Genomic DNA, 15,536 nt, shown 5'->3' on the forward strand with positions numbered 1-15,536 from the left:
CCGCGCGACGAAAGTCGGACGGCCGGACGCGGGAGGAACGGGAACGGTCTGGAAACAGCGAGAAGCCCCGATCCGGATTCCGGATCGGGGCTTCCCCGATGTGGGCGAGGGGGGATTTGAACCCCCACGTCCCGAAGGACACTGGCACCTGAAGCCAGCGCGTCTGCCGTTCCGCCACTCGCCCGAGTAGCTCTCCAGTGGATCTTGCCTTGCGGCCCGTTCCCCCTGGCGACATCGGAACAGTAGCACGTCAGACGGGGTGGATTGAAATCGCTTTCCCGTCACCCTCGGTGGACCTCCCGACGGCCCCTCCCGCAGTCCCCTCCGGGTGCGGGACACTGTCCCTGGAGCGCCCCTACGATCCCTTGTGAGGACCAACACTCCTGTGGACAGGAGCGAAGGGGAACCACCCGAATCCGCCACGCGTGGATACGATCAGTAAGCAGTACAGGGCGACAGCGACGGAGGAGGTGCCCGATGGGAGTCCTGAAGCGGTTCGAGCAGCGTCTCGAAGGTCTGGTGAACGGCACCTTCGCCAAGGTGTTCAAGTCCGAGGTCCAGCCGGTGGAGATCGCCGGCGCCCTCCAGCGGGAGTGCGACAACAACGCCACCATCTGGAACCGCGAGCGGACCGTCGTCCCCAACGACTTCATCGTGGAGCTGAGCGCCGGCGACTACGAGCGCCTGAGCCCCTACTCCGGGCAGCTCGGCGACGAGCTCGCGGGCCTCGTCCGCGACTACGCCAAGCAGCAGCGCTACAGCTTCATGGGACCCATCAAGGTCCACCTGGAGAAGGCGGAGGACCTGGACACGGGCCTCTACCGGGTCCGCAGCCGCACCCTGGCCTCCAGCACCTCCCAGGACCCCTCCCAGGCCCCGCAGGGCCAGCAGGGCGGTTACGGCTACCCGCCGGTCGCCGCCCCTCCCATGCCCGCGGGTCCGCCCCCGGGCGCTCCCGGCGGCCGCCCCGGCGCCGCCCCCCCGTCTTCCGGCGCTCCGGGCACCATGCGCCGCTGGATCGAGATCAACGGCACCCGCCACCAGATCTCGCGTCCCACGCTCGTACTCGGCCGAAGCACCGAGGCCGATGTGCGGATCGACGACCCCGGCGTATCCCGCCGGCACTGTGAGATCCGGACCGGAACGCCCCCGACGATCCAGGATCTCGGGTCCACCAACGGCATCGTGGTGGACGGGCAGCACACCACCCGCGCTACGCTCCGCGACGGCTCGCGGATCGTCGTGGGCAGCACCACCATCATTTACCGGCAAGCCGAAGGGTGAAGCGGGGGCAATGTCAGAGCTGACCCTGACGGTCATGCGGTTGGGTTTCCTGGCCGTTCTGTGGCTGTTCGTCATCGTGGCCGTTCAGGTCATCCGCAGCGACCTGTTCGGTACGCGCGTCACGCAGCGCGGTTCGCGCCGCGGCGGCGGCGCGGCCGCGGCGCCGCAGCAGACCGGGCGCCAGGCCGCCCCGCCGCAGCAGCGCCAGCGCCGGGGCGCGCCGACCAAGCTCGTCGTCTCCGAGGGAACCCTCACGGGCACCACCGTGACCCTCGCCGGGCAGACGATCACGCTGGGCCGCGCCCACGACTCCACGATCGTGCTGGACGACGACTACGCCTCCAGCCGCCATGCCAGGATCTACCCCGACCGTGACGGCCAGTGGATCGTCGAGGATCTCGGGTCCACCAACGGCACGTATCTCGACCGGACCCGTCTCACCACCCCGACGCCCATCCCGCCGGGCGCCCCGATCCGCATCGGCAAGACCGTCATCGAGCTGCGGAAGTAGTACGAGAATGAGCGAGCGGAGCGAGCGAGCCGCAGCGGTCCGTCCCATCGGGGACGCGGACGCGAGCGCGCTCCCGACCGGAGGGTGGGCAGTGTGGCTCGAGACCGGTTGTACCCCGAGGCGTCGTCGACAGGGCAGGTGCGCATGAGTCTGACCCTGCGTTTCGCCGCCGGATCGCACAAGGGGATGATCCGCGAGGGCAACGAGGACTCCGGCTACGCCGGTCCCCGGCTCCTCGCCGTCGCCGACGGCATGGGAGGCCAGGCCGCCGGCGAGGTGGCCAGCTCCGAGGTCATCTCCTCGCTCGTCCAGCTCGACGACGACATCCCGGGCTCCGACATCCTCACCGCGCTCGGCGTCGCCGTGCAGCGCGCCAACGACCAGTTGCGCGTGATGGTCGAGGACGACGCCCAGCTCGAGGGCATGGGCACCACGCTCACCGCCCTGCTGTGGACCGGTCAGCGGCTCGGCCTCGTCCACGTCGGCGACTCCCGCGCCTACCTGCTGCGCGACGGCGTCCTCACCCAGATCACCCAGGACCACACCTGGGTCCAGCGGCTCGTCGACGAGGGCCGGATCACCGAGGAAGAGGCCACCACCCACCCGCAGCGCTCCCTGCTGATGCGGGCGCTCGGCAGCGGCGACGTCGTGGAGCCCGACCTCTCCATCCGCGAGGTCCGGGCCGGCGACCGCTACCTGATCTGCTCCGACGGCCTCTCCGGCGTGGTCTCCCACCAGACCCTGGAGGAGACCCTCGCCGACTACCACGGCCCGCACGAGACCGTGCAGTCCCTCATCCAGCTCGCCCTGCGCGGCGGCGGACCGGACAACATCACCTGCATCGTCGCGGACGTCCTCGACACCGACAGCGGCGACACCATGGCCGCCCAGCCGAACGACACCCCGGTCGTCGTCGGCGCGGTCGCCGAGAACCCGCACCAGCTCTTCGACGGCAACGCCATGCAGACCCCGGCCGGCCGGGCCTCCGGCCTCGGCCGCCAGACCCCGCCGTCCCCGGGCGCCTTCGGCCCCCCGGGCAGCGGTGACGCCGCCGGCTACGGATACCCCGACCAGAGCCAGGGCGGCGGCGCCCCGTACGGAACCTTCGGCGAACCCGAGGCGTACGACGCGGACGGCCAGTACGACGACTCGTACGACCACCCGCGCAGGCGGCGCAGCAAAGGGCGCAAGTGGACCACCCGCACCCTGATCCTGCTGCTCGTCGCCGGTGTCGTCGGCGGCGGCCTGTACGCCGCGCACCGCTGGACGCAGACCCAGTACTACGTGGGCGTCAAGGGTGACCACGTCGCGCTGTACCGCGGCATCAGCCAGAACCTGGCCTGGATCCACCTCTCCCAGGTGGAGACGGATCATCCCGAGATCGAACTGAAGTACCTGCCGTCCTTCAAGCGGAAGCAGGTCGAGGCCACCATCAGCGAAGACAGCCTCGACGGGGCGCGCAAGAAGATCGACGAGCTCGGCACCCAGGTCTCCGCCTGCAAGCAGGAAGAGGCCCGCCGCGCCGCCGAAGCGCAGGGCAATCAGACGCCCGGCCCCAGCCTGACTCCCGCGGAGCAGGCTGTCGTCGGCCAGTGCGAGAAGCAGTAGACATACGCGGGCACAGGGGGCCCGCCACACCATGAGCGTTGTCACCAACACGACCACCATCGGCGCCATCGAGGCGCCGAGCCGGCGGAACACCGAGCTCCTGCTGCTCGCCTTCGCCGTGGTCATCCCGATCTTCGCCTACGCCAACGTGGGCCTGTCGATCCACGGCGAGCTGCCCCCGGGCATGCTGGTCTACGGGCTCGGCTTCGCCGTGCTCTCCGGCATCGCGCACCTCGTCGTACGCCGCTACGCCAAGTACGCCGACCCGCTGCTGCTCCCGATCGCGACCCTGCTCAACGGTCTCGGCGTCGTCCTGATCTGGCGGCTCGACCAGTCCGAGCGGCTGCGGACCCTGGCCAAGCGCAGCTTCGGCACCTTCTCGGAGTCCGCCCCGCGGCAGATGATGTACACGGGGCTCGCCATCGCCCTGTTCTCCGTCGTGCTGCTGGTCCTCAAGGACCACCGCGTGCTCCAGCGGTTCACGTACATCTCGATGGCCGGCGCCCTGGTCCTGCTGATCCTGCCCGTGGTCCCGGGTCTGGGCGCGGACGTCTTCGGCGCGAAGATCTGGATCAGCGTCGGCGGCTTCTCCATCCAGCCCGGTGAGTTCGCCAAGATCGTCATCGCGATCTTCTTCGCCGGCTACCTGATGGTGAAGCGCGACGCCCTGGCCCTGGCCAGCCGCCGCTTCATGGGCCTCTACCTGCCGCGCGGGCGCGACCTCGGCCCGATCCTGATGATCTGGGCGATGAGCCTGCTCGTCCTCGTCTTCGAGAACGACCTCGGCACCTCGCTGCTGTTCTTCGGCATGTTCGTGATCATGCTGTACGTGGCCACCGAGCGGACCAGCTGGATCGTCATCGGCCTGCTGATGTCGGTCGGCGGCGCCACCGTCGTCGGCATGACCGCCAGCCACGTCAAGGTCCGCGTCACCGCCTGGCTCGACCCCTTCGCCTGCTACACCACCTCGGGCGCCTGCGAGCAGGTCGGGCAGTCGATCATGAGCTTCGGTTCCGGCGGCGTCCTCGGCACCGGCTGGGGCCAGGGCAACTCGGACCTCATCGGCTTCGCCGCCAACTCCGACTTCATCTTCTCCACCGTCGGCGAGGAACTCGGCCTCACCGGCGTCATGGCCTTCCTCCTGCTCTACGGCCTGATCATCGAGCGGGGCGTGCGCACCGCCCTCGCCGCCCGCGACCCCTTCGGCAAGCTCTTCGCCATCGGGCTCTCCGGCGCCTTCGCCCTCCAGATCTTCGTCGTCGCCGGCGGGGTCATGGGCCTCATCCCCCTCACCGGCATGACCATGCCCTTCCTCGCCTCCGGCGGTTCCTCCGTCCTGGCGAACTGGGTGCTCATCGCCATCCTCATCCGGATCAGCGACACCGCACGCCGCCCCGCCCCGGCCCCCGCCCCGTCCCCCGACTCCGAGATGACCCAGGTGGTCCGCCCGTCATGAACAAGCCCCTGCGACGCATCTCGCTGTTCTGCGGGCTCCTCGTCCTCGCCCTGCTGATCCGGACCAACTGGCTGCAGTACGTGCAGGCCGAGGACCTCAGCACCCGCAAGGAGAACCGCCGGGTCCAGATCGCCCAGTACGCCACCGAGCGCGGCAACATCATCGTCGGCGGCCAGCCGATCACGGGCTCGGCGGTCACCGACGGCAGCGACTTCAAGTTCAAGCGGACCTACCTCGACGGCCCGCTGTGGGCTCCGGTCACCGGCTACGCCTCGCAGGCCTTCGGCTCCACCCAGCTGGAGAAGATCGACGACGGCATCCTGACCGGCAACGACGACCGGCTGTTCTTCGACCGGACGATCGGCATGTTCACCGGTGAGAAGAAGCAGGGCGGCAACGTCATCACCACCCTGAACGCCGACGCCCAGAAGGCCGCCTTCGGCGCGCTCGGCGACAAGAAGGGCGCGGTCGCCGCCATCGACCCGCGCACCGGCGCCATCCTGGCCCTGGCCAGCACCCCGTCGTACGACCCGTCGACCTTCGCGGGCAACTCCAAGAACGACGAGAAGGCCTGGCGCACGCTGAACGACAGCGCCGACAAGAACCTGGTCAACCGCGCCCTGCGCGAGACCTACCCGCCGGGCTCCACCTTCAAGGTGGTCACCACCGCGGCCGCGCTGGAGCACAACGTCGTCAGCGACATCAACGCGCCGACCGACACCCCCGAGCCGTACATCCTGCCGGGCACGAAGACCCCGATGGTCAACCACGCCACGGGCTGCGAGAAGGCGACGCTGAACTACGCGCTGCAGGTCTCCTGCAACTCGGTCTTCGCGCACATCGGCGACAAGGTCGGCCGCGACGGCATGGTCGAGACGGCCCAGAAGTTCGGCTTCAACAGCACCATCGACACCCCGGTCCGCGCCTTCGCCAGCGTCTACGACAAGACGATGGGCAAGGACGGCAACGCGCTGAGCTCGATCGGCCAGTTCAACACGGCGGCCACCCCGCTCCAGATGGCCATGGTCACCGCGGCGATCGCCAACGACGGCAAGCTGATGAAGCCGTACATGGTCGAGCAGCTCACCGCCCCGAACCTCGACACCATCGAGAAGCACGAGCCGCAGGAGATGAGCCGGCCCCTCAGCGCGGCGAACGCGCAGAAGGTCCAGCAGATGATGGTGAACGTCGTCGAGAACGGCACGGGCACCACGGCCAAGATCAAGAACGTGAAGGTCGGCGGCAAGACCGGTACCGCCCAGCACGGCGAGAAGAACGCCAAGCGCCCCTACGCCTGGTTCATCTCCTACGCCGAGCTGCCCGACGGTTCCTCCCCCGTGGCCGTGGCCGTCGTCATCGAGGACAGCGCCGTCCAGGACCGCGAGGACATCACCGGCGGCGGCCTGGCCGCCCCGGTCGCGAAGGCGGTCATGGAAGCCGTCCTGAAGAACAAGGGATGACACCCGCAGACGGGATCCGAGCGCTCGGTACCGGTCCGATATCAGCCTGTGGTCACGAACCGATCACCGACGATCGGCCGGTAGCCTTGCCGCGAACAGCACACCGCCGGACCACACACGGGTGCGGTCGGGACTGACGGAGAGGGCTGGAACGTTATGGAAGAGCCGCGTCGCCTCGGCGGCCGGTACGAGCTGAGCCACGTGCTCGGCCGTGGTGGCATGGCCGAGGTGTACCTCGGGCACGACACCCGGCTCGGCCGTACCGTAGCCGTCAAGACCCTGCGCGCCGACCTCGCCCGTGACCCGTCCTTCCAGGCCCGGTTCCGCCGCGAGGCCCAGTCGGCCGCGTCGCTCAACCACCCGGCCATCGTCGCGGTCTACGACACCGGCGAGGACTACGTCGACAACATCTCCATCCCGTACATCGTGATGGAGTACGTCGACGGCTCCACCCTGCGCGAGCTGCTGCACTCGGGCCGCAAGCTGCTGCCCGAGCGGACCCTGGAGATGTGCATCGGCATCCTCCAGGCCCTGGAGTACTCGCACCGCGCGGGCATCGTCCACCGTGACATCAAGCCCGCCAACGTCATGCTCACCCGGACCGGCCAGGTCAAGGTCATGGACTTCGGCATCGCCCGCGCCATGGGCGACTCCGGGATGACCATGACGCAGACGGCCGCCGTGATCGGCACCGCCCAGTACCTCTCCCCGGAGCAGGCCAAGGGCGAGCAGGTCGACGCGCGCTCCGACCTGTACTCCGCGGGCTGCCTGCTCTACGAGCTGCTGTGCGTGCGGCCCCCGTTCGTCGGCGACTCCCCCGTGGCGGTCGCCTACCAGCACGTCCGGGAAGAGCCGCAGCCGCCGTCGAACTTCGACCCCGAGATCACGCCCGTGATGGACGCCATCGTCCTCAAGGCGCTGGTCAAGGACCCCGACTACCGGTACCAGTCCGCGGACGAGATGCGGGCCGACATCGAGGCCTGCCTGGAGGGCCAGCCCGTCGCCGCGACCGCCACCATGGGCGGCGCCGGCTACGGCTACCCCGACCAGGGCGGATACGGGCACCAGGGCTACGACCAGCCCACCACCGCCCTGCGCTCCCCGGACGCGGGCCAGACCTCGATGATGCCGCCGATGCCCCCCGGGGGCGACGGCGGATACGGGTACCAGGACCAGGGCCACGGCGGCTACGACCAGGGTCACGGCCGCCGCCAGCAGAAGAAGAGCCGGGCCTCGACGATCCTGCTGGCCGTGGCCGCGGTGCTCGTCCTGGTCGGCGCGATCCTGATCGGCCGGACCCTCTTCAGCGGGACGGACAACCGCCCCGCCGTGCCCAGACTCGTGGGCCAGACCTTCGAGCAGGCGCAGGGCAGCGGCAGGAACATGGGCCTCACGGTGGAGAAGGAGGCCGAGGAGCCCTGCGCGGACCAGCCCAAGGGCAACGTCTGCTCGCAGAACCCGGCCGAGGGCACCAAGGTCGACAAGGGCACCTCGGTCAAGGTCAAGGTCTCCTCGGGCGCGCCCAAGGCGGCCGTCCCCGACGCGTCCCGGCTGAAGTTCGAGGACGCCGAGGCCCTTCTGAAGAAGAGCAACTTCCAGGTCGAGAAGAAGCTCGTCGAGTCCGACGGCGCCAACCCCGGCACCGTCCTGGACCAGAACCCCAAGGCGGGCACCCAGGCCGAACAGGGCTCGGTGGTCACCCTCCAGGTCGCCAAGGAGGTCGCGAAGGGCGTCGTCCCGGACCTCACCGGCATGACCAAGGAGGCGGCGGTCAAGGCCCTCCAGGACGCCAAGCTCAAGCTCGGCAGCACCACCGAGGTCGACCAGCCCGGAGCCGCGCCGAAGACGATCACGGGGCAGCAGTACGCGGTCGGCCAGCAGCTCCCCAAGGACACCCCGGTCAACGTCACCATCTCCAAGGCGTCCTCGCAGCCGTCCGCCGTTCCGGTACTGACGGGGCAGACCGTGGCCCAGGCCAAGAACTCCCTCAAGCAGGCCAACCTGAACTTCGGGGCGGTCCTGGGCGGTCCGACCGACGACAACGCGATCGTGATGTCCTCCGACCCCGCCGCCGGTACCCCGGTGCCGGGCGGCACGGTCGTCAACGTCCGCACCATGGCGAACCCGAACCAGCCGCAGGACGGCGGCCAGCAGGGCGGCGGAGGCTTCTTCGGCGGCCTCACCGGCGGCGGCCGGCGGTAGCCGCGGAGCGGTGTTTCACGTGAAACAGGGCCCGGCCCCCCTCGCGGGGGCCGGGCCCTGTTTCACGTGCGCCGCGTGATCAGCGCAGCTCGGCCGGCGGGGTGCGGTTCGCGTCGACCTTCTCCGTGCGGACCAGTTCGCCCCAGACGATGTAGCGGTACTTCGAGGTGTAGACCGGGGTGCAGGTCGTCAGCGTGATGTAGCGGCCGGGACCGGTCTTGCCCGACTCCTTCGGGACCGGGTTGATCACGTCGGTGTTGTACTTCGAGGTCTGGCTGAGCTCGGCGAAGACCTTGTAGACGTACCAGGTGTCCTTGGTCTCGAAGACGACGGCGTCGCCCTTCCTCACCTTGTCGATGTTGTGGAACTTCGCCCCGTGCCCGTCGCGGTGCGCGGCCAGTGCGAAGTTCCCCTTGTCGTCCCAGGGCAGGGCCGACTTCACCGGGTCCGTGTAGTAGCCGGCCACGCCGTCGTTGAGGACCTCCGGGGAGGTGCCGGGCTTGACCAGCACCTCGCCGTTCTTCATCGAGGGGACGTGCAGGAAGCCGATCCCGTCCTGGGTGTCGAGGGCCCCCGGCTGCGCGGCCGCCCCCGGGGCCGCAGGCGCCTGCCACTGCCGGCGGACCTGGTCCCCCCGGGCCGAGGCGTCGCGGTCGGCGAGGACGTTGGTCCACCACAGCGAGTACGCGACGAAGAGGCCCAGGATCAGCCCCACCGTGATCAGGAGCTCCCCCAGCAGGCTCAGGGCCCCCGCGATCACACTGCGGTCGGCGGGCGGCGGAGCGGAGCGGCGGCGGGCACGAGACACTGCGGATTCGTCCTTACGGCTGTTCAGCGGCTGTTCAGCGCGGGCGGAGCACCCTGGCTGCGCGGGCGTTCGTCGACCATCCTGCCCCATACGATCATCCGGTAGGTGCTCGTGAACTCCGGGGTGCAGGTCGTCAGCGTGATGTACCGGCCGGGCCCGGTGAAGCCCGAACCCTCCGGCACCGGCTTGATGACGGACACGTTCGCCGGGGAGGTCTGCGGCAGGGCCGAGGTCATCTTGTACGTGTAGTACGCGTCCCGGGTCTCGACCACGACGGCGTCACCCGGCACCAGCCGGTTGATGTACCGGAACGGTTCGCCGTGGGTGTTGCGGTGCCCGGCGAGCGCGAAGTTCCCCTGCGGGTCGGCCGGCATGGCCGTCTTCAGCGCGCCCTCGGAGTAGTGGCCGACCATCCCCTTGTCGAGCACCTTCGCCTTGCTGACCCCCTCGGCCACCGGCACCTTGAGGTCCAGCTTGGGGATGTGCAGGATCGCGAAGCCCTGCCCGGGCTCGAAGGCGGCCACGGGCGGCGCGGCCGCCGCCGGGGGGTGCTCCCAGTTCTGCCGCAGCGAGCCCGCGGCCCCGCTCGCCGTACGCTCCGCCAGCAGGTTGGTGTACCAGAGCTGGTAGGCGACGAACAGCAGCATCACCACTCCGGTGGTGATGAACAGCTCTCCGACGGCCCTGCTGAGCACCACCACCGGCCCTCCGGAGCGCGGACGGGCGCGCCTGCGGCCCCGCCCGCCCCGTTTACGGGCCCGCGCCTGCGAGCGTTTCGCGGCCTCCTGGGCCGCCCTGCGCCGCGCGGCCCGGCCCTCGCTGGGCGCGGACGGCGCGACGGCCGTCACGCGACGGCCTTGCCCACCACCGGGGCCAGGCCTTCCGACCGGGCGACGGCACCGGCGTCACCGCAGCGCACGAGCCAGTTGGCGAGCATCCGGTGGCCCCACTCGGTGAGCACCGACTCGGGGTGGAACTGGACGCCCTCCACGTCGTGCTGCCGGTGCCGCAGGCCCATGATGATCCCGTCCTCGGTGCGGGCGGTGACCTCCAGCACGTCGGGCAGGGCGGCGGGCTCGGCTGCCAGCGAGTGGTAGCGGGTCGCGGTGAAGGGCGAGGGGAGTCCGGAGAAGACCCCGAGGCCCTCGTGGACCACGGGGGAGGTCTTGCCGTGCAGCAGCTCGGGGGCGCGGTCCACGACCCCGCCGTAGGCGACGGCCATGGACTGCATGCCGAGGCAGACGCCGAAGACCGGGACCCCGGTGTCGGCGCAGTGCCGGACCATGTCGACGCAGACGCCGGCCTCCTCGGGCGTACCCGGGCCGGGGGAGAGGAGGACGCCGTCGAAGCCGTCCTGGGCGTGGGCGAGCTCGACCTGGTCGTTGCGCAGCACCTCGCATTCGGCGCCGAGCTGGTAGAGGTACTGGACCAGATTGAAGACAAAGCTGTCGTAGTTGTCGACAACCAGAATGCGCGCGCTCACGGAGTGGCTCCCGATCCCTCGTCCACCGTCACATCGTTGAAGGGAAGGAGCGGCTCGGCCCACGGGAAGACGTACTGGAAGAGCACGAACACCACCGCGAGGACCAGTACGAGACAGATCAGCGCCCGCACCCACGCGTTGCCCGGCAGATGCCGCCAGATCCAGCCGTACATTCCGTCTGTTTCCTTCGTCGTCCACGATTCACTCACGCACCGCGGGGGCGGTACCGCACCAGACTACGGGCCGGGGCCCCCGCGGCGGGGGTCACCCGGGCAATCCCCCGGGATCGGCGGGCGCGGTGGCGGTGAGCTCGGCCCAGACGATCAGGCGGTGGCTGTGGCCCCACTCGGGGTCGCAGGTGGTGAGGGTGAGGTACCGGCCGGGGACGGCGAAGGGGGAGCGGCGCGGGACCGGGTCGACCACGCCGGTCTCGGTGGGCAGCACGCGCAGGGGCCCGCCGCGGACGGTGTAGGTGTACCGGTTCACGGCGTCGCGGACGATCACGGTGTCGCCGGGGCGGAGCTCGTCGAGGTCCTTGAACGGGTCGCCGTAGGTGCGCCGGTGCCCCGCGACGGCGAAGTTGCCCTCGCCCCCGGGGCGGGCGGTGCCGGTGTAGTGGCCGAGGCCCTTCTTGAGCAGGCCGGTGTCCGTGCCCTCCAGGACCGGCTTGCTCCAGTCCGCGCCGAAGCGGGGGACGTACATCTCGGCGAAGGCCCGTCCGGCGGGGTAGGGCTGCGCGGCGGCCGGGGGCGCCGGGGCCTGCGGAGCCGGGGCGGCCGGCGCGGGTGCGGCGGCGGGGGCCGCCGCCGCCCAGCGGTCGCGCAGCCGGGCCCGTTCCCCGTCCATGGCCCGGTCGGCCTTGACCCCGGTCCACAGCAGGACGTACACGACGAAGAGCACGATCAGCGTTCCGGCGGTCAGGCACAGCTCGCTGAACGTCCGTACCGTCAGGCGCAGTACGGCGTCAGGGCGAGGCGGACTCCAGCGGCTTCGCATAGTGGAGGTCCACTGTGCCGGAGTACCCGGGAAGTGTCAGCCGCTTGTCCTCCTCGACTTTCCAGCCGAGTCCGTAGGCGTTGACGTACAGCTGGTAGTTCTGGATGGCCGGGGAGCCGTTCAGGGCCTTGCGCAGCGCGCCCGGGTCGCCGACGGCCGACACCTTGTACGGGGGCGAGTAGACCCGGCCCTGGAGGATCAGGGTGTTGCCGACGCAGCGCACGGCGCTGGTGGCGATCAGCCGCTGGCCCATGACCTCGATGCCCTCGGCGCCGCCCAGCCACAGGGCGTTCACCACGGCCTGGAGGTCCTGCTGGTGGATGACGAGGTCGTTGGGCTGCGGGTCGGGCACGCCCGGGACGCGCGCGGTGGCGTTGGGCGGTGCGTCGTTCAGGGTGACGCTCAGGCCCTTGCCGGTGAGCTCCTCGGTGCCGGAGGCCTTGCGCAGGGCGGCGAGCTTGGCGTCCTCGGCCTTGGTGCTGCCGTTGTCGCGGTCGGCGAGGGCGTCGACCTGGGCGCGGACGGCCGCGGCGCTCTTCTCCAGCTCGGCGTTGTTGGCGCTGCGCTCGTGGATCAGGTCCGAGAGCTTGAGGAGGGAGGCGTCCGTGCGGATGTTCGTACCCTTGGACGTGTTGAAGCTGGTGACGAAGATGAGCCCCGCCAGGGCGAACACCACGGCCGTCAGCAGCCTCACGGGACGGAGGCGGCGGGGACCCGCGGAGGAGTCGTCGGAATTGGTCAACGTACCCTTCTCCTTCAACGCCACAGGTCCACTACGCTAACGGACGCCCGGGGCAGGCAAGGTCCCCCAGCGCATCGACAGGAGAGCCCCTCGTGCCGAAGTCACGTATCCGCAAGAAGGACGACTACACGCCGCCGCCGGCGAAGCAGCAGGCGCAGCAGATCAGGCTGGGGAGCCGCGGCTGGGTCGCCCCGGTCATGCTGGCCTTCTTCCTGATCGGTCTCGCGTGGATCGTCGTCTTCTACGTGACCGACACCCAGCTGCCGATCGAGGCGCTGGGCAACTGGAACATCGTGGTCGGTTTCGGATTCATCGCAGCCGGCTTCGGCGTGTCCACCCAGTGGAAGTAGTACACGGATAGCCCAGCGGCGCAACCTCTCCCCATGAGTTATCCACAGCGTCATCCACACCTGAGGAAAAGACAGAAGATCTGTGGATAACTCTGTGGAGAGTTGACGCCGGTGTGATCAGGTGAGTGCGGCCGTACGCACCATGATCAGGGCCGCCGCCAGCAGGAAGACCGCCACACAGGCCCCCGCCTGGACGAGCGTGCGCTTCCCGCCCGTGACGGGGGCGAGCAGCCCCAGGGCTACCAGCGCACCCGTCACCAGGCCGCCGATGTGCGCCTGCCAGGAGACCGACCAGCCGCCGCCCAGCGGTACGAAGGTCACCAGCAGCATCAGCCCGAGGGTGATCAGCACGGGCCGCATCTCGTACCGCAGCCGGCGGGCGAGGACGACCGTGGCGCCGAGCAGCCCGCAGATGGCGCCGGACGCGCCGAGCGTCGGGGTGTTCGGCGCGGTCAGCAGGTAGACGAGGGCGCTTCCGCCCAGGCCCGACAGCAGGTAGAGGGCCAGGTAGCGGGCGCGGCCCAGGGCCGCCTCCAGCGGGCCGCCGATCACCCACAGGGCGATCATGTTGCCGAAGACGTGCCACCACTCCACATGCAGGAACACCGAGGTCAGCAGCCGGTGGTACTGCCCGGTGGAGACCCCCTCCACCGGCGCCCCGTAGTACTCCACGTACCGGCCCAGCAGCTCCAGCTGCACGGCCAGGCCGGGTACGGCGTAGGCGGCGAGGAACACCGCCGCGTTGATCCCGATCAGGATCTTGGTCAGGAGCTGCGGATCGGCGGAGACCAGCCCGCCCGCGACCGTCCGCGGGGCGTTGGCCGCCGGGGCGTGCCCCGTGCCGGAGCCGCCCCGGACGCACTCGGGGCACTGGTAGCCCACCGAGGCGCTGATCATGCAGTCGGGACAGATGGGCCGGTCGCACCGGGCACAGCTGATGCCCGTGTCCCGGTCCGGGTGGCGGTAGCAGCCCGGCAGGCGCTCGGTGTCCATCGGTCCCCTCGGTCAGCGGCGGGGCAGGGGGCGCGCCCCTGCCGGTCCGTACCCATGCGGTCCGTACACATGCGGTCCGTACACATGCAGTACGGACGGACGGGCCGCGTTGGTTCCCGTCAGCGCGTGGCCTCGCGCCGCTCGACGGTCACGGACTGGATGATCACGTCGTCCAGCGGGCGCTCGGTGCGCGGGTTGGTGGCGCCGGAGGCGATGGCGTCCACGACCTTCTGGCTGGCCTTGCCGGTGACCTCGCCGAAGATGGTGTGCTTGCGGGTCAGCCAGGCGGTGGGCGCGACGGTGATGAAGAACTGGGAGCCGTTGGTGCCCGGGCCGGCGTTGGCCATGGCGAGCAGGTAGGGCTTGGTGAAGGCCAGGTCGGGGTGGAACTCGTCGGCGAACCGGTAGCCGGGGCCGCCGGTGCCGTTGCCGAGCGGGTCGCCGCCCTGGATCATGAAGCCGCTGATGACGCGGTGGAAGACGGTGCCGTCGTACAGCGGGGCCGTGGTCTTCTGGCCGTCCGTGGGGCGGGTCCACTCGCGGGCGCCCGTGGCGAGCTCCACGAAGTTGCGGACGGTCTTCGGCGCGAAGTTCTCCAGCAGCTCGATCTCGATGTCGCCGTGGTTGGTCTTCAGGGTGGCGTAGAGCTTCTCGGCCACGGATCTGCCTTCCATAGTCATCACTGTCGGCCCCGATCCTCCCACGGGGGGCGGTACGCGGCGGAAATTCCTCCACCCGGATGCCCTGTCGCGCGCGCCCCGCGCCGCTATGCCAGGCATGATCCGACAAAGGGTGGAAAGGTGAACCGTGTCCGCCACCGAGGAGGAGGATCCCGTGACCCGCAAGGACAGCGTGAGCCTGGCCGCCGAGAACGCCAGGGACGCCATGAGGCACGCGGCGGAAGTGGTGGCACCCTACGCGGGGACCGCCAGGGACGCGGCCGTCCAGTACGCCCACGAGGCGAACGCCCGGCTGGCGCCGAAGGTCTCCTACGCGGCCGCCCAGGCGTCCCAGCAGGCCCGCGCCGCCTACGACGCCCATCTGCATCCCAGGATGCACGCGGCCCGCACCCATCTGCCGCCGAACGTGGACCGGGCCGCCACCAAGGCCGTCCACCAGACCAGGCTCGCCTGCCGGCACGCCGTCGACTACACGACGCCCCGCCTGGAGAGCGCCATCGCCGCGGCGCAGCCCGTGGCCGAGGAGGCCTCGAACCGGTCCATGGCCGCCCTCGCCGCACTGCGCGGCCAGGTCTCCGCCAAGGAGGTGCAGCGGCTGGTGCGGCGCGGCGAGCGGCGCGCGAGGTGCGGCCGAATGTTCAAGGGGCTCGCGCTGGCCGGCGTCCTCGCCGGAGGGGCGTACGCGGCCTGGAAGTGGTGGGACCGGCAGTCGAACCCGGACTGGCTCGTCGAGCCCCCGGCCGCCACCGAGCTGTCGGACCGGGACGCCGCGCCGGCGAGCTTCGACGACGAGCTGGCGGAGAAGGAGAAGGAGAACGGGGCGCACTGAGCGGCCCGCGACGTACGGCAGGGGCCCGGATCCTGGAGGATCCGGGCCCCTGCCGGGGGGGCGCGGGGAGCCGGGGGGCGGGCCGCCCAGTGCGGGGGGGTTGAGGGGGGGGGTGGGGGCGCTAAACCCCCCGG

Annotated in this window: 15 protein-coding genes, 1 tRNA gene and 1 pseudogene; 8 read left to right on the forward strand and 9 right to left on the reverse strand. The window is 70.5% G+C overall.

Annotated features, from left to right (window positions below; genetic code table 11):
- Positions 1-101 precede the first annotated feature (101 nt).
- Positions 102-184: transfer RNA gene (locus AB0O29_RS14890), tRNA-Leu, on the reverse strand.
- Between the two features lie 293 nt (positions 185-477).
- Here AB0O29_RS14890 and AB0O29_RS14895 point away from each other — a divergent pair.
- The 6 genes from AB0O29_RS14895 to pknB all read left to right on the forward strand — a co-directional run bounded on the left by AB0O29_RS14895 (position 478) and on the right by pknB (position 8,521).
- On the forward strand, positions 478-1,284 hold the full coding sequence (locus tag AB0O29_RS14895) for a DUF3662 and FHA domain-containing protein (RefSeq protein WP_365151561.1): 807 nt from the start codon (positions 478-480) through the stop codon (positions 1,282-1,284).
- 10 nt (positions 1,285-1,294) lie between these two features.
- Positions 1,295-1,795: an FHA domain-containing protein gene (locus tag AB0O29_RS14900; protein ID WP_344160193.1), complete on the forward strand. Its 501-nt coding sequence runs from the start codon at positions 1,295-1,297 to the stop codon at positions 1,793-1,795.
- A 144-nt stretch (positions 1,796-1,939) separates the two neighbouring features.
- Complete coding sequence (locus AB0O29_RS14905; RefSeq protein ID WP_365151563.1) at positions 1,940-3,403, forward strand: PP2C family serine/threonine-protein phosphatase; 1,464 nt, start codon at positions 1,940-1,942, stop codon at positions 3,401-3,403.
- Between the two features lie 31 nt (positions 3,404-3,434).
- Entirely contained in the window at positions 3,435-4,859 is a 1,425-nt protein-coding gene (locus tag AB0O29_RS14910; protein WP_042814706.1) for an FtsW/RodA/SpoVE family cell cycle protein, read from the forward strand.
- Complete coding sequence (locus AB0O29_RS14915) at positions 4,856-6,319, forward strand: penicillin-binding protein 2 (protein WP_365151565.1); 1,464 nt, start codon at positions 4,856-4,858, stop codon at positions 6,317-6,319. Before AB0O29_RS14910 ends, AB0O29_RS14915 begins: the two co-directional genes overlap by 4 nt.
- A gap of 156 nt (positions 6,320-6,475) precedes the next feature.
- Complete coding sequence (gene pknB, locus AB0O29_RS14920) at positions 6,476-8,521, forward strand: Stk1 family PASTA domain-containing Ser/Thr kinase (RefSeq protein ID WP_365151567.1); 2,046 nt, start codon at positions 6,476-6,478, stop codon at positions 8,519-8,521.
- Between the two features lie 79 nt (positions 8,522-8,600).
- Here pknB and AB0O29_RS14925 read toward each other — a convergent pair whose 3' ends face one another.
- The 6 genes and pseudogenes from AB0O29_RS14925 to AB0O29_RS14950 all read right to left on the reverse strand — a co-directional run bounded on the left by AB0O29_RS14925 (position 8,601) and on the right by AB0O29_RS14950 (position 12,550).
- Positions 8,601-9,329 carry a class E sortase gene (locus tag AB0O29_RS14925; protein ID WP_365151569.1) on the reverse strand — a complete coding sequence of 243 codons (729 nt, stop codon included), beginning with the start codon at positions 9,327-9,329 and terminating at the stop codon, positions 8,601-8,603.
- A 23-nt stretch (positions 9,330-9,352) separates the two neighbouring features.
- Positions 9,353-10,033: pseudogene (locus AB0O29_RS14930) on the reverse strand (class E sortase); the annotation flags it as partial.
- A gap of 140 nt (positions 10,034-10,173) precedes the next feature.
- Complete coding sequence (locus tag AB0O29_RS14935; protein ID WP_365151571.1) at positions 10,174-10,812, reverse strand: aminodeoxychorismate/anthranilate synthase component II; 639 nt, start codon at positions 10,810-10,812, stop codon at positions 10,174-10,176.
- A complete protein-coding gene (locus tag AB0O29_RS14940) occupies positions 10,809-10,985 on the reverse strand; it encodes a hypothetical protein (RefSeq protein ID WP_045945358.1) in 177 nt (58 codons plus the stop codon). The genes AB0O29_RS14935 and AB0O29_RS14940 overlap by 4 nt, the downstream gene beginning before the upstream one ends.
- Positions 10,986-11,076: 91 nt before the next feature.
- Positions 11,077-11,808: a class E sortase gene (locus AB0O29_RS14945; RefSeq protein ID WP_365151573.1), complete on the reverse strand. Its 732-nt coding sequence runs from the start codon at positions 11,806-11,808 to the stop codon at positions 11,077-11,079.
- Complete coding sequence (locus AB0O29_RS14950; protein WP_365151575.1) at positions 11,777-12,550, reverse strand: DUF881 domain-containing protein; 774 nt, start codon at positions 12,548-12,550, stop codon at positions 11,777-11,779. The genes AB0O29_RS14945 and AB0O29_RS14950 overlap by 32 nt, the downstream gene beginning before the upstream one ends.
- A 92-nt stretch (positions 12,551-12,642) precedes the next feature.
- On the opposite strand from AB0O29_RS14950, the gene crgA reads away from it, so the two are divergent.
- The gene (gene crgA, locus AB0O29_RS14955; protein WP_079428582.1) at positions 12,643-12,900 is read left to right on the forward strand and encodes a cell division protein CrgA; all 258 of its coding nucleotides are present in this window, start codon (positions 12,643-12,645) and stop codon (positions 12,898-12,900) included.
- Between the two features lie 117 nt (positions 12,901-13,017).
- On the opposite strand, the gene AB0O29_RS14960 is transcribed toward crgA, so the two are convergent.
- Both AB0O29_RS14960 and AB0O29_RS14965 read right to left on the reverse strand, forming a co-directional pair.
- A complete protein-coding gene (locus AB0O29_RS14960; RefSeq protein WP_365151577.1) occupies positions 13,018-13,893 on the reverse strand; it encodes a rhomboid family intramembrane serine protease in 876 nt (291 codons plus the stop codon).
- A gap of 119 nt (positions 13,894-14,012) precedes the next feature.
- Complete coding sequence (locus AB0O29_RS14965) at positions 14,013-14,552, reverse strand: peptidylprolyl isomerase (RefSeq protein ID WP_365151589.1); 540 nt, start codon at positions 14,550-14,552, stop codon at positions 14,013-14,015.
- 175 nt (positions 14,553-14,727) lie between these two features.
- Here AB0O29_RS14965 and AB0O29_RS14970 point away from each other — a divergent pair, with 175 nt between their 5' ends.
- A complete protein-coding gene (locus tag AB0O29_RS14970; protein ID WP_365151591.1) occupies positions 14,728-15,402 on the forward strand; it encodes a DUF5324 family protein in 675 nt (224 codons plus the stop codon).
- The last annotated feature ends 134 nt before the right edge of the window (positions 15,403-15,536 follow it).

Source organism: Streptomyces sp. NPDC089915, assembly GCF_040684675.1.
In the GTDB taxonomy this organism is placed as follows: Bacteria; Actinomycetota; Actinomycetes; order Streptomycetales; family Streptomycetaceae; genus Streptomyces.